Raw genomic sequence first — 14334 nt, 5'->3', positions numbered from 1 at the left:
ACAGCTGTTTTGCGAAGGATTCGATCATGAAAAAACGTGTTGCATTGGTCCTGGGCTCCGGCGGAGCAAGGGGTTATGCCCATATCGGGGTGATTGAAGAAATCGAAAAACGCGGCTATGACATCGCCTGCATCGCTGGCTGCTCCATGGGCGCGGTGGTGGGTGGGATCTATGCGGCGGGCAAGCTTAAGGACTACCGGAACTGGATCGAAAGCCTGGACTATCTGGATGTGCTGCGCCTGGTGGATGTGAGCTTTCGCCTGGGCGCGATACGCGGCGAAAAAGTCTTCGGGCAGATCCGCAAGATCGTCGGCGAGATCAATATCGAAGACCTGCGCATCCCCTACACCGCCGTGGCCACCGACCTGACCAACCAGCAGGAAATCTGGTTCCAGGAAGGCTGCCTGCACCAGGCCATGCGCGCCTCGGCGGCGATCCCCAGCCTGTTCACCCCGGTGATGCAAGGCAATCGCATGCTGGTGGACGGCGGCCTGCTCAACCCGCTGCCGATCGTGCCGGTGGTGTCGAGCCATTGCGACCTGATCATTGCGGTCAACCTCAACGCCACCAACCAGAAACATTACAAGTTGCCGGTGATCCAGCGCCCCCCCGCGTTCAAGAGCCGCTTCGACAACCTGGTGCGTTCACTGGGCTCGCACCTGCCGTTTCGGCGCAAGCAGGCCGAGCAATTATTGTTGCTGGAACAGGAAGCGCTGCAGGCCCAGGCCGCCGATATCAACCCCTGGCTCGAAGGCGCCGAACCAGAATCCCAGCAACCGGCCGCAGCCCCGGAAACGGCTGGCGCGCCCAGGTCCGCGACCGGTTCGTTCATCATCGATAACGTGGGCCCGGCCTCGCTGCTGGACCTGATCAACCAGAGTTTCGAGGTGATGCAAACGTCGTTGGCCCAATACAAGATCGCCGGCTACCCACCGGATGTGCTGATCAACGTGCCCAAGCGGGTGTGCCGGTTCTTTGAGTTCTACAAGGCGCCTGAGTTGATCGCGCTGGGGCGGGAGATTGCCAGTGATACGTTGGATCGGTATGAGAGTGAGCAGAGTTGAGATCTGCGGCGAGGCTTATGGCCCTATCGCGGGCAAGCCCGCTCCCACATTTAGATTTGTGAATACATTCAAAAGGTGGGAGCGGGCTTGTCCGCGATAGGGCCGGTACAGCCACCACAACCTCTCAACCCTCAGCCCCCAACAACCGATACCCCACCCCCGCCTCGGTCACGATAAAGCGCGGCTGGGTCGGGTCATCCGCCAGTTTCTGGCGCAAGTGCCCCACCACAATCCGCAGGTAGTGGCTGTCTTCGGTATGGGTCGGGCCCCAGATATCCTTGAGCAGCTGCTGCTGGGTAATCACCCGGCCAGGGTGGCGCGCCAGTTGCGCCAGCACCGCGTACTCCTTGCGGGTCAGGGCCACGTCGATACCGTCCAGCAGCACCCGCCGATAAGCCAGGTCGATCATCAGCGGGCCAAAGTTCAGCGCGGCTTGCTGGGCCTCACCGGTGGGCGCCTGGCGCAGTAGGGCGCGGACCCGGGCGAGAAACTCTTGGATGCCAAACGGCTTGGTCACGTAGTCATTGGCCCCACCGTCCAGCGCCTGGACCTTCTGCCCTTCGCTGGCACGTACCGACAGCACCAGCACCGGGGCGCTCGACCATTCGCGCAACTCGCGCAGTACCTGTTGGCCGTCCATGTCCGGCAGGCCCAGGTCCAGCACCAGCAGGTCCGGCTTGCTCACGGCCGCCTGGGCCAGGCCTTCGGCGCCGGTCCCGGCCTCGATGACCTTGTAGCCCTGGGAGGCCAGGCTGATACGCAAGAACTTGCGGATCTGCGGCTCGTCATCGATGACCAAAATCGTCGCAGTCTGGCTCATGGTGTTCCATCACAATCGCTGAAAAAAGATAAGAGTAGCGCAGCGGGTCTCACGCTTCACTGTCCAGGCTCGGCTGCGTCTGCAACGGCAGGAACAACGTGATGCTCGTGCCCCGCCCGTCAATACCCTCGGCCACGCCGATATGCCCGCCATGGGCACCGACCATGCCCTGGCAGATGGCCAGGCCCAGCCCGGTGCCCTGCCCGCCACGGTCGCCGCGTGCGGCGGTGTAGAACATATCGAAAATCTTCGCCCGCTCCTCCTCGGGAATCCCCGGGCCTTCGTCGCTGACCGAGAAAAACAAATCCTTGCCCATCACACCGGCGCGCAGTTGCAAGCGGCCATGGGGCGGCGAGAAACGCGCAGCGTTTTCCAGCACATTGACCAACGCCTGCTCGATCAAAGCCGCATGCACATACAGCAGCGGCAACTCGGGCGGCACTTCGGTGCTCACCTGCAACGGCGCCAGCACCGCACGCAGACGGCCGAGGGAACTGCCGACGATATCGCCGGGCGACACCCAGTCCCGTGCCAGCTTTAATGCGCCATGGCCCAGGCGGGTCATGTCCAGCAGGTTCTGGATATAACGGTCCAGGCGCTCAGCTTCGTCACGGGTGCCTTCCAGCAGCTCGCGGCGATCTTCCAGGGGAATGGCTTCGCCCAGGGCCAGCAGGCTGTCGATGCTGCCGCGCATGGAGGTCAACGGCGTGCGCAAGTCATGGGACACCGAGGCCAGCAAGGCACTGCGCAGTTGTTCGGTCTCGCCGTGCAAACGGGCCGCCTCCAGGTGCTGCGCCAGCTGGGCACGGGCCAGTGCCTGGGCCAACGGCTGGCTCAAGGCCGTGAGCAGGCGTCGGCGTTGGCCACTGAGTTCCAGGCCGGCCTTGGGGCTCACGCCGAGCAGGCCCAGCGGACCATTTTCGGCAGACAACGGCCACCACCACCACCGCCCAAACGGCAAGGTGCCAGTGCCCATGCCCGCCGGCTGGTCGTGCTGCCAGGCCCAGTCGGCGGCGGCGCGTTCGGCCTCGGTAAAGGTGATCGGCCCGCCAGTCTCGACCTTCCAGTCACTGGGCCCGTCGCGGTTGACCAGGCACAGCTGCAAGTCGCTCCAGCCCTCCAGATGGTGGGCCGCCGCGCTGATCACCGCCTGGCGGTCGGTGGCGGCGGTGAGTTTGCGCGACAGGTCGAGCAGTTCACTGGTTTCTTCCTGGGTATCGCGCAGGGCCTGCAATTGCCGGCGCTGGCGAGCGGCCAGGTTACCGGTCAGTGCCGCCATCAGCAGGAAGAACAGCAGCGTCAGCACGTCCTCTTCACGTTGGATGGCAAACGAGAAATTCGGCGGGATAAACAAAAAGTCATAGGTCAGGAACGACAGCGCCGCGCAGGCCAATGCCGGACCCAGGCTGCTGCGCACCGCCACCAGCAGCACCGCTGCGAGGAACACCAGGGAGATGTTGGGCAGCGGCAGCAGGCTCGACACCCCCCACGCCAAGGCACTGGCCAGCACGGTCGCCAGCAGCGCCAGGGCGTAGTCGAACCACACCAGGCCACGCACATCGGGCAACCGCGGGGCGGCCGGTGCTCCATCGCTGTCGAGGACGTTGATTTCCAGGCCCCGGGCATTGCGCAACAAGCGCGCCGCCAAGCCGCCGCCCAATAGCCTGCGCCACCAGCGCGGGCGCGACTGCCCCACCAGCACCAGGCTGGCACGGCGTTCGGCCGCGTGCTGGATCAGGGTCTTGGCCACCTCGCCGGCCCGCAGCAACACCACTTCCCCCCCCAGGCGCTCGGCCAGTTGCTGGGCGTTTTGCAGGCGCAGCCGCGACTGCTCGTCGCGCACCCGGCCGTTGTCCACATGCACCAGGCTCCAGGGCAAATGCCGGCGCTGGGCCACACGGCTGGCGTGGCGCACCAGGCGTTCGGCTTCGGCATCGCCATCGACCCCCACCAATAGACGCCCGCGCACCGTCGGCGCGGCCTGGCCCAGTTGCCGGTAGCCCTGGGCCAGATCGTCATCGACGTGCGCGGCGGCAGTCTGCATTGCCAGTTCGCGCAGGGCCATGAGGTTGGTCTGGGTAAAGAATGCATCGATGGCCGCGCGCGCCTGTTCCGGCACGTAGACCTTGCCGTCGCGCAAGCGCTCCAGCAGCTCGCGGGACGGCAGGTCGATCAACAGTAATTCATCGGCCTCCTGCAACACCCAGTCCGGCAGGGTTTCGCGCACCTGTACCCCAGTGATGCCGCGCACCTGGTCGTTGAGGCTTTCCAGGTGCTGGACGTTGACCGTGGTGAACACGTTGATGCCGGCGGAAAGCAGTTCCTGAATATCCTGCCAGCGCTTTTCATGGCGACTGCCCGGGGCGTTGCTGTGGGCCAGTTCGTCCACCAGCACCAGCTTGGGCTTGATGGCGAGCAAGCCGTCGAGGTCCATCTCTTCGAGCATCACCCCACGGTAGTCCGAGCGCAGCAGCGGCTGCTGGGGCAAGCCACTGAGCAAAGCCTCGGTCTCGGCGCGGCCATGGGTCTCGACCACCCCGGCTATCACTTTGACGCCCTGGCGCAGCTGGGTATGGGCGGCCTGGAGCATGGCGTAGGTCTTGCCCACGCCAGGGGCGGCACCGAGGAATACTTTAAGCCGGCCACGGCCGTGCTTGGGTAGGTCGGCTAGCAGGGCATCGGCGCGGCCGGAGTCACTCATGGGGCAGTCTTCTTTCAGTTAGGGATGTTGGGAACAGGTTGGCGCCATCGCTCTACAACTTTTCCAGCGCCATGTTCAGCGCCAATACATTCACCACCGGCGGCCCCACCAACGGCTGCTCGATATGCTCGTCCAGCAAGCGCTCCAGGGTCGACACCGGCAGCTGACGCGCTGCTGCCACCCGCGCCAGTTGATAGGCAATTGCCTGCGGTGGCAAGTGTGGATCAAGACCGCTGCCAGAGGTCGTCAGCAACGCCAGGGGCACCGGGCCCTGGCCGGGGCCCTGGATTTTAGCGGCGTCGTCAAACACTCGCGTGGCCAGCGCCGGGTTGCTCGGGCCGAGGTTGCTGGCACTGCTGGACACGGTGGCAAACGCACCGGCGGATGGTCGCGAGTGGAACCAGCGTTCACCGGTAAATTCCTGGGCAATCAGGCTGGAACCGCGCACCTTGCCTTGGTCGTCACGCACCAGGCTGCCATTGGCCTGGTCGGGAAAGGCCACCTGGGCGACACCGGTCACTACCAACGGATAGGCCACGCCCGTGATCAGGGTCATCAATACCAACAGGCTCAAGGCCGGACGGATCATGCTGGACATTTCATCTTCCTCAATTGATTCGTGACCTGTAGGAGCCGGCTCCTACAGGATTGGGTCAGACCAGGTGCAGCGCGGTCAGCAGCATGTCGATCGCCTTGATCCCGGCGAACGGCACCAAAAGCCCGCCCACGCCATAGATCAACAGGTTGCGCCGCAGCAACGCCGCCGCACTCGCCGCCTGCACCCGCACACCGCGCAGGGCCAGGGGGATGAGCACCACGATGATCAACGCGTTGAACACAATCGCCGACAGAATCGCGCTCTGCGGGCTGTTCAGGTGCATCACGTTAAGCACACCCAGTTGCGGGTAGATCGAGGCGAACAGCGCCGGCAGGATGGCAAAGTACTTGGCCACGTCGTTGGCAATCGAAAAGGTGGTCAGCGCCCCCCGGGTCACCAGCAACTCCTTGCCCACTTGCACCACATCCAGCAGCTTGGTCGGGTCGCTGTCGAGGTCGACCATGTTTGCCGCCTCGCGCGCCGCCTGGGTGCCGTCATTCATGGCCATGCCCACATCCGCCTGGGCCAGGGCCGGGGCGTCGTTGGCGCCGTCGCCACACATGGCCACCAGGCGCCCGTCATTCTGCTCGTGGCGGATGCGCGCCAGTTTCTTCTCCGGGGTGGCTTCCGCCAGCACATCATCCACGCCGGCTTCGGCGGCGATGGCGGCGGCGGTCAAGGGGTTGTCGCCGGTCACCATCACCGTGCGGATCCCCAGCTTGCGCAGCTCGGCAAAACGCTCGCGAATGCCGGGCTTGACCACGTCCTTGAGGTGGATCGCGCCGAGCAATTTACCGTCGGCACACACCAGCAACGGGGTGCCGCCGCTCTGGGCGATCTTGTCGATTTCCCGGGACAGCGCCGGCAACAGGTCCTGGCGTTGCAGACCGATAAACGCCAGCAGCGAATCGACCGCGCCTTTACGGTAGACGCGACCTTGATAGTCCACACCGGACAGGCGCGTTTCGGCACTGAACGGCACGCCGGTCAGCTCTTGCACGGGCGGCTCGGTGTACGGATGCAGGGCACGCAGGTATTCGACGATGGATTTGCCCTCTGCCGTCTCGTCGGCCAGGGAGGCCAGCAGCGCGCCTTCGGCCAATTCCTTGCCGTTGACCCCAGGCGCGGCATAAATGCCTGCACAGCGCCGGTTACCGAAGGTGATGGTGCCGGTCTTGTCCAGCAACAGCACATGCACATCCCCCGCCGCTTCCACGGAGCGCCCGGACTTGGCGATCACATTGAGGCGTACCAGGCGGTCCATGCCGGCAATGCCGATGGCCGATAACAGGCCACCAATGGTGGTGGGAATCAGCGTGACCAGCAGCGCCACCAAAAACACCAGGGGTAGGCTGCCGTTGGCGAAATGGGCGAAGGGCTGCAAGGTCACGACCACCAGCAGAAAGATCAGGGTCAGGCCGATCAGCAGGATATCCAACGCCACTTCGTTGGGGGTTTTCTGGCGTTTGGCGCCTTCCACCAGGGCGATCATGCGGTCCAGGGTCGACTCACCGGGGTTGGCGGTGATGCGGATCACCAGCCAGTCCGAGACCAGCCGGGTATTGCCGGTGACGGCCGAGCGGTCGCCGCCGGATTCGCGGATCACTGGTGCGGATTCACCGGTAATCGCCGCTTCATTGACCGCCGCAATACCCTTGATGACTTCGCCGTCTCCAGGGATCATTTCCCCGGCCGCAACCCGCACCACATCGCCTTTGCGCAGGCTGGTGGCGGGCACCACCTTGAAGCTGCCATCGGCCTCCTGGCGCCGCGCGCTCAGGCCCTCGCTGCCGGCCTTGAGGCTATCGGCGCGGGCCTTGCCACGGCCCTCGGCCAAGGCTTCGGCAAAGTTGGCGAACAGCACGGTGAACCACAGCCACACGGCAATCTGCACCGCGACAAAGGTCGGCACGCTGCTGTCCGGCACCAGGCACAGCACGGTGGTAAGGATCGCGGTCAGCTCGACCACCAGCATCACCGGCGAACGCTTCAACTGGCGCGGGTCCAGCTTGACGAAGGCCTGGATCAGCGCCGGACGCCACAGGGCCGAGATCGCAGTCTTGGCCGACTCCTGGGTTTTGACCGCAGCGGTATTGTTTACAGGCATATTCATGTTCATACCCCTTAGAAGCCCATGCTCAGGTGTTCAGCGATAGGGCCCAGTGCCAGCGTCGGCAGGAACGTCAGGCCGCCCACCAGCAAAATGGTCACGGTCAGCAACGTCACGAACAACGGGCCGTGGGTCGGGAAACTGTTCTGGCCAATCGGTGCGCTTTTCTTCATCGCCAGGCTGCCGGCCAGGGCCAGGACCGGGAGGATGTAGCCGAAACGCCCGATCAACATGCCCAGGCCCAGCATCAGGTTGTGAAACGGGGTATTGGCGCCCAGGCCACCAAAGGCCGAACCGTTGTTGGCACTGGCCGAGGTGTAGGCGTAGAGCAACTGGCTGAAGCCGTGGGGGCCGGGGTTGCTGATGGTTGCGGCAGTGGCCGGCACGCTGGCGGCAATCGCGCCCAGCACCAGCACGCCTACGGGCATCACCAGCAGGGTCACCACCAGCAGTTGCACTTCCCGGGCCTGGAGTTTCTTGCCCAGGTATTCCGGGGTACGGCCGATCATCAGGCCGGCGAGGAAAACCGCGATCAGCACGTTAAGCAACATCCCGTACATACCGGCACCGACGCCGCCGAAGATCACTTCGCCGACCATCATATTGACCAGCGCCACCATCCCGCTCAGGGGGTTGAGGCTGTCCTGCATGCCATTGACCGAGCCGTTGGACGCCGCCGTGGTGGTCACCGACCACAACACCGTACCGGTGGTGCCAAAGCGTGTTTCCTTGCCTTCCAGCGGTGCAGTCTGCTCGACGGCCGGGTTGTCCAGGGTCGGGTTGGGCTGGTATTCGGACCACAGCGACACCGAGCCGCCAATCAGGAACAGCGCGAGCATGCAGCCGAGAATCGCCCGGCTCTGGCGCAGGTCCTTGACGTAGTGGCCAAAGGTGAACACCAATGCCACCGGAATCATGATGATCGCCGCCACTTCAAACAGGTTGGCCCAGGCGCTCGGGTCTTCAAATGGGTGCGCCGAGTTCACGCCGAAGAAGCCCCCGCCATTGGTGCCCAGTTGCTTGATCGCAATCTGGCTGGCGGCCGGGCCGAGTGGGATCACCTGATCGACGCCCTGCATCGTCAGCGCACTGACGTAGTGAGCAAAGGTTTGCGGCACGCCCTGCCAAACCAGCAACAACGCCAGCACCAGGCACAATGGCAGCAAGCCATAGAGGGTGGCGCGGGTCATATCCACCCAGAAATTGCCCAGGGTGCTGGCAGACTTGCGACCAATCCCACGGCAAAGGGCGACAAGTACCGCCAGGCCGGTGGCGGCACTGACAAAGTTCTGCACGGTCAGGCCCACCATCTGGCTCAGGTAGCTGAGGGTTGCTTCACCGCTGTAGGACTGCCAGTTGGTGTTGGTCATGAAACTGACCGCGGTGTTGAACGCCTGCGTCCACTCCTGACCCGGCAATTGCTGCGGGTTGAGCGGCAAGTAGTCCTGGAAGAGCAGGATCGCAAAGAGTAGTAAAAAACCGGCGAGGTTGAAGGCCAGCAGGGCCAACGTGTACTTCTGCCAACTGTGCTCTTGTTGCGCATCGACCCCGGCCACGCGATAACACACGCGCTCCACCGGCCCGAGCACCGGCGTCAGCCAGGTGCGCTGCCCTTCCATCACCTTGTAGTAGAACCGCCCCAGAAATGGCGCCGGAACCAGCACCACGGCGAAGAAGGCGATGATCAGCCAATAGTCATAACTGTGCATAGCCGCTCCTAGCCCCGGTCCGCGCGCAACAGCGCAACCAGCAGATAAATGAACAGCGCCACGGCCAGTAGCAGTGACACCCCGTCCAGAACACTCATGGAAGTTTCTCCGTCAAACGGCGACTGCCGCGTATGGGGGCATTGTCCGCAGGAGGGGCGTAAAGGAACGAGGGCGAGGGGGGGATGGGGGCGTAAAGATGGCGTAAAGAGTGGCTTGGGCGTGAGGTTTGTGCGGCTGTTGAGACCGCTATCGCGGGCAAGCCCGGCTCCCACAGTTGACCGGGTACATTCTTTGGAATGCGGCCAAATGTGGGAGCCGGGCTTGCCCGCGATAGCATCAGCCTATTCACCACCGCCCTACCCTGGTGCACGAAATAACAATCTCAAACAACAAACTATCTCCCAGACGACAGTTCCAGCCCTTTACGACGCCCTTTTCCAGGCTGGCATGGCCGCTGCAATGCCCTGAAACATTCCAAACCGTTCAGGGAGCAGCACAATGAACACACAACTCAAGCCCACCTTGGGCACCTTGCACCTGTGGGGCATCGCCGTGGGGCTGGTGATCTCCGGCGAGTACTTTGGCTGGAGCTATGGCTGGGGCGTGGCCGGGACACTGGGCTTTTTGGTGACGTCATTGATGGTCGCCGCCATGTACACCTGCTTCATCTTCAGCTTCACCGAACTGACCACCGCGATTCCCCATGCAGGCGGGCCGTTTGCCTACAGCCGCCGGGCGTTCGGCGAGAAAGGTGGGTTGGTTGCCGGGCTGGCGACCTTGATCGAATTCGTCTTCGCGCCCCCAGCCATCGCTTTGGCCATTGGCGCGTACCTGAATGTGCAATTCCCGGCACTCGACCCGAAACACGCGGCGGTCGGAGCTTACTTCGTGTTCATGGGCTTGAATATTCTGGGAGTGAAATTGGCCGCGACCTTTGAATTAGTGGTGTGTGTGCTGGCCGTGGCCGAGTTGCTGGTCTTTATGGGCGTGGTGGCACCGGCGTTTAGTTTCAGCAACTTCGCCCTCAACGGCTGGGCAGGCGCCGACACCTTTGGCGCGCCGGCGGTTGCCGGGATCTTTGCGGCGATCCCTTTCGCCATCTGGTTCTTCCTCGCCATCGAAGGCGCCGCCATGGCCGCCGAAGAAGCCAAGGACCCCAAACGCACGATTCCCAAGGCCTATATCAGCGGCATCCTGACCCTGGTATTTTTGGCCATGGGCGTGATGTTCTTTGCTGGCGGCGTGGGCGACTGGCGCACCCTGTCGAACATCAACGACCCCTTGCCCCAGGCAATGAAAACCGTGGTGGGCGAAAGCTCCGGCTGGCTGCATATGCTGGTGTGGATCGGCTTGTTCGGCCTGGTCGCCAGCTTCCACGGTATCATCCTTGGCTACTCGCGCCAGTTCTTCGCCCTGGCCCGAGCCGGCTACCTGCCCTCCTCCCTGGCCAAACTGTCCCGCTTCCAGACACCCCATCGGGCCATCATCGCCGGCGGCGTGGTGGGCATCGCCGCCATCTACAGCGATGGCCTAATCAACCTTGGCGGCATGACCCTGACCGCCGCGATGATCACCATGGCCGTGTTCGGCGCCATCGTCATGTACATCATGAGCATGCTCAGCCTGTTCAAGCTGCGTAAGAGCGAACCACTGCTGGAACGCACCTTCCGCGCGCCGGGCTACCCCATCGTGCCAGCCATTGCGTTGATCCTGGCGCTGGTGTGCCTGGTGGCCATGGCGTGGTTCAACCCCCTGATCGGCCTGATCTTCCTCGGGTTCATGGCCGCAGGCTTCATCTACTTCCAACTGACCGCCCAAGACCGCGCCGATGCACCGGCAGATGCAATGTTGACCGGGCTCTAAACCCGCGCGGCAGAACGGGCCTACAATGGAACGACTGACGAACGCCGTCACTCAAAGCTGATAGTGCCGTGGGGAATGTTCCCCATGGCAGTCGGCCTCAAGGAGAGCCCTATGCCCTGGTATGCCTGGTTGATCATGGTAGTCGCCATCGGTTCGATCGTTGGTGGCTTGATGATGCTGCGTGACAGCGCCAACAAAGTGGAACTGACCGACGAACAACGCAAACGCGTGGCCGAGCGCAATGCTCAGGCCGACGCCAAGGATGCGCAGGATCGCTGAAGCCAACGCCCCGTGCTGACCGTCATCGGCAGCACGCCAGGCGAACCGATCCAGATTTGAGCAAATTTGTAATCGGCCCGAGAAACCTCCCCGAACCTTGGTTAATATGGCGCGATGTTTCAGAGGGCCCTCTTATGCGCTACTCGCACAATCACAAAGCTCAAACCCACCAGCGCATCATTAAAGAGGCATCGGTGCGATTTCGCCGCGACGGCATCGGCGCCACCGGTCTGCAGCCCCTGATGAAAGCCCTGAACCTGACCCATGGCGGGTTCTACGCCCACTTCAAATCCAAGGACGAACTGGTGGAAAAGGCCCTGCAAGCGGCCTCCGCCGAACTGGACGCGCATTGCGCGATGCTCTTCAGCCAGGAGCGACCGCTGGAAGCCTTTATCGACAGCTACTTGTCAAAGTGGCATCACACCTCCCCCGACCAAGGCTGCCCGCTGCCCACCATGTCCTCGGAACTGGGGCAACGTGGGCAACAAAGCCCCACCACCGACACCGTCCTCGACGCCCGCCTCAAGCAAATCGAAACCGCCTTGGGCAGCCCCAATGCTGACGAGCAGAGCCTGGTGATGATGTCGACACTGGTAGGCGCATTGGTGCTAGCGCGCAGTGTCGAAAACCCGGAGCTGGCGGCACGCATACTCGACGTCGTGCGGCAAAGCCTGAAAACCGAGGTCAATACCGCCACTGCCAACGCAAAAAAGGCCGGTCAATGACCGGCCTCCTGCCCTGATTACTTGACCTCCAGCCTGTCGCGATTCTTCTCCAGCAGCGACTTGCCAATCCCCTTCACCTCCAGCAACTCATCCACCGCCGTGAACGATCCATTGGACTCGCGATAAGCGATGATCGCCTTGGCCTTGGCGGCGCCAATGCCGAACAGATCACGGCGCAGGGTTTCAGCGTCGGCAGCGTTGAGGTTGACCTTGGGGGTTGCTTGTTCGCTTGCACTCAACTGGGCCGCGAGCGGTACAGGCGCCTCGGGTTTGGACGATGGGGCGGCGATGGCCGTGATGGAAAGGCTGGTGAGGATGGCAAAAAACAGGGAGGAAAAAACCGATCTACGCATTGGAGACGCTCCATGACATCAGTGGGAAAAGCAGCTTTGCGAAGCTGCTTTTCAAACTTAGGTGATGGGCGGGGATAGTCAAAGATGGGTGAGTTACAGGGTGTGAATCAGGGTTCCAGACGACGTTGCTGGTAGATCCAGTCGACGATCTCACCGTCCGGGGCATAGCCGCTGACAGTATCGCGCAGGAGTTGGCGGACGCGGTTGTAATCGTCCGCATCCACTGCGGCGAGCAATTGAGTCAACTTGTCCTTCAGTACATCCCATGGCAGGTGATCTTCGTTGGCGCTCATGATCATCGGGTGCTGGGTCGCGACAACATTGTCACCGATAAGCAACTCCTCGTAGAGCTTCTCTCCAGGGCGCAGGCCGGAAAACTCAATGGCAATATCACCATGGGGATTTTTGTCTGAGCGTACGCTAAGGCCCGACAAGTGGATCATTTTCTCAGCCAGTTCGACGATTTTCACCGGCTCGCCCATATCCAGCACAAATACATCACCACCCTGCCCCATGGAGCCGGCCTGAATGACCAACTGCGCAGCTTCAGGGATAGTCATGAAATAGCGCGTGATTTTCGGGTGAGTCACGGTCAGGGGCCCGCCGGACTTGATTTGCTTGTGAAACAGCGGAATCACCGACCCAGAAGAACCCAGAACATTACCGAAACGAACCATGGTGAAACGGGTTTTATTGACTCGCGAGATATTGGATTTGTCACCAAACAACACCGGCGCCAATTCCCGACTCAGGGCTTGCAATGTCAGCTCGGCCAAACGCTTGGTACTGCCCATGACATTGGTGGGCCGCACAGCCTTGTCCGTGGAGATCAGCACAAAGTTGGCCACCCCTGACTGCAGCGCAGCCTGGGCTGTATTCAGGGTGCCGATCACATTGTTCAACACACCTTCAGCAATATTGTGCTCGACCATCGGGACATGTTTGTAGGCGGCGGCATGGTAGACCGTATCTACATGCCAGGTTTTCATCACATCCAGCAGCTTGGACTGATTACGCACCGAGCCCAGGATAGGTAGTAGCTTGACTGGCAGTGACTCGCGAACGATCCGTTGCTCAAGTTCCGAGAGAATACTGTAAAGGTTGAATTCACTGTGTTCAAACAACAGCAGAGTCGTGGGGCGCAGAGACAGGATCTGCCGGCACAGCTCAGAACCAATGGAGCCACCTGCCCCCGTCACCAAGACACTCTGCCCCTTGATGCAATGCTCCAGCAACTCGCCTTGGGCGGGAACAGTATCGCGTCCCAACAGATCCGCGATGTCGACCTCCTGGATATCATCGACCTTGACTCGACCACTGGCCAGATCCATGAATCCAGGGACACTTCTTACGTGCAGCGGATAGCCTTCCAGGAAGCCGAGGATTTCACGACGGCGACCACGATTGGAAGAAGGGATCGCCAAGAGAATTTCCTCTGCCCCCGTTGCATCAATCATGCGCTGGATATGTTTGGGCTTGTAGACTTGAAGGCCCGAGATAATACGATCGGAAATGCTCGTGTCATCGTCAATAAATGCCACCGGGCGCATTACCCGGCCCATGCGCAACGCCGCAACCAATTGGTTGCCAGCAGCCCCTGCGCCATAAATGGCTACTTTGGTCAGGCCATTGTCACGACTGGTGAACGGAACATGCTGCGCGGCGGTGAACCAATCGCCAAGAAAGTACTGACGCATCGCCAGGCGCAACCCGCCAATCATGATCATGCTCAACCACCAGTAGTTGAAGATGATTGAGCGAGGCACCACGTTCTGGTGGTTGCTATACCAATACACCACCACCGCGAGTACCAACGATGAAAGGCTGACGGCCTTGATAATGGCGATCAGCGCATCGTTGCCAAAGTAGCGCATCACGGCGCGATACATGCCAAAGCGGATGAACAACGGAATGGCAACAACAGGTGCTGCGATAAACAGCCAGAAGTGCATTCTGACGGGGTTGATCATTTCGTCGATGCCAAGGCGCACCACAAACGCCGCCCAGAGAGCGATCCAGACCAGAAAAACATCGGTCAATACCTGGATGGATCTTTTGTATCGGCGAGGCAAACCCAACAAATAGGTCCGCAACATCTCCATAAAAACCTCC

General features: G+C 61.8%; 12 protein-coding genes. 4 read left to right on the top strand and 8 right to left on the bottom strand.

Features of this window, described 5'->3' with window-relative positions; all coding sequences use genetic code 11:
- Nucleotides 1–26 precede the first annotated feature (26 nt).
- Entirely contained in the window at nt 27–1064 is a 1038-nt protein-coding gene (locus AC07W7_RS10820; RefSeq protein WP_099169495.1) for a patatin-like phospholipase family protein, read from the top strand.
- Nucleotides 1065–1188: 124 nt separating this feature from the next.
- On the opposite strand, the gene AC07W7_RS10815 is transcribed toward AC07W7_RS10820, so the two are convergent.
- The 6 genes from AC07W7_RS10815 to kdpF are packed head-to-tail and all read right to left on the bottom strand — an operon-like array spanning nt 1189 to nt 9100.
- On the bottom strand, nt 1189–1884 hold the full coding sequence (locus tag AC07W7_RS10815) for a response regulator (protein ID WP_495039298.1): 696 nt from the start codon (nt 1882–1884) through the stop codon (nt 1189–1191).
- 49 nt (nt 1885–1933) lie between these two features.
- Nucleotides 1934–4585: a DUF4118 domain-containing protein gene (locus tag AC07W7_RS10810; protein ID WP_495039297.1), complete on the bottom strand. Its 2652-nt coding sequence runs from the start codon at nt 4583–4585 to the stop codon at nt 1934–1936.
- A 52-nt stretch (nt 4586–4637) separates the two neighbouring features.
- Complete coding sequence (gene kdpC, locus AC07W7_RS10805; RefSeq protein WP_099169492.1) at nt 4638–5183, bottom strand: potassium-transporting ATPase subunit KdpC; 546 nt, start codon at nt 5181–5183, stop codon at nt 4638–4640.
- Nucleotides 5184–5238: 55 nt separating this feature from the next.
- Nucleotides 5239–7302, bottom strand: a complete 2064-nt coding sequence (gene kdpB, locus AC07W7_RS10800; RefSeq protein WP_495039296.1) for a potassium-transporting ATPase subunit KdpB — start codon at nt 7300–7302, stop codon at nt 5239–5241.
- A gap of 5 nt (nt 7303–7307) precedes the next feature.
- Entirely contained in the window at nt 7308–9002 is a 1695-nt protein-coding gene (gene kdpA, locus AC07W7_RS10795; protein WP_495039295.1) for a potassium-transporting ATPase subunit KdpA, read from the bottom strand.
- A gap of 8 nt (nt 9003–9010) precedes the next feature.
- A complete protein-coding gene (gene kdpF / locus AC07W7_RS10790) occupies nt 9011–9100 on the bottom strand; it encodes a K(+)-transporting ATPase subunit F (RefSeq protein ID WP_032863112.1) in 90 nt (29 codons plus the stop codon).
- Nucleotides 9101–9500: 400 nt separating this feature from the next.
- Between kdpF and eat the strand changes: the two genes are divergently transcribed.
- The 3 genes from eat (at nt 9501) to AC07W7_RS10775 (ending at nt 11869) form a co-directional block, all read left to right on the top strand.
- Nucleotides 9501–10865: an ethanolamine permease gene (eat, locus tag AC07W7_RS10785; protein ID WP_495039294.1), complete on the top strand. Its 1365-nt coding sequence runs from the start codon at nt 9501–9503 to the stop codon at nt 10863–10865.
- A gap of 111 nt (nt 10866–10976) precedes the next feature.
- Nucleotides 10977–11144 carry a DUF2897 family protein gene (locus tag AC07W7_RS10780; protein WP_003172675.1) on the top strand — a complete coding sequence of 56 codons (168 nt, stop codon included), beginning with the start codon at nt 10977–10979 and terminating at the stop codon, nt 11142–11144.
- Between the two features lie 134 nt (nt 11145–11278).
- Complete coding sequence (locus AC07W7_RS10775; protein WP_099169105.1) at nt 11279–11869, top strand: TetR/AcrR family transcriptional regulator; 591 nt, start codon at nt 11279–11281, stop codon at nt 11867–11869.
- A gap of 17 nt (nt 11870–11886) precedes the next feature.
- On the opposite strand, the gene AC07W7_RS10770 is transcribed toward AC07W7_RS10775, so the two are convergent.
- Both AC07W7_RS10770 and AC07W7_RS10765 read right to left on the bottom strand, forming a co-directional pair.
- Complete coding sequence (locus tag AC07W7_RS10770; RefSeq protein ID WP_170042796.1) at nt 11887–12222, bottom strand: ComEA family DNA-binding protein; 336 nt, start codon at nt 12220–12222, stop codon at nt 11887–11889.
- 107 nt (nt 12223–12329) lie between these two features.
- A complete protein-coding gene (locus AC07W7_RS10765; RefSeq protein ID WP_495039293.1) occupies nt 12330–14324 on the bottom strand; it encodes a polysaccharide biosynthesis protein in 1995 nt (664 codons plus the stop codon).
- Nucleotides 14325–14334 lie beyond the last annotated feature (10 nt).

It is taken from the genome of Pseudomonas sp. GW821-FHT01D09 (assembly GCF_059422465.1).
Note: the sequence above shows the minus strand (reverse complement) of the source record. Positions and strands in the feature narration are given on the sequence as shown.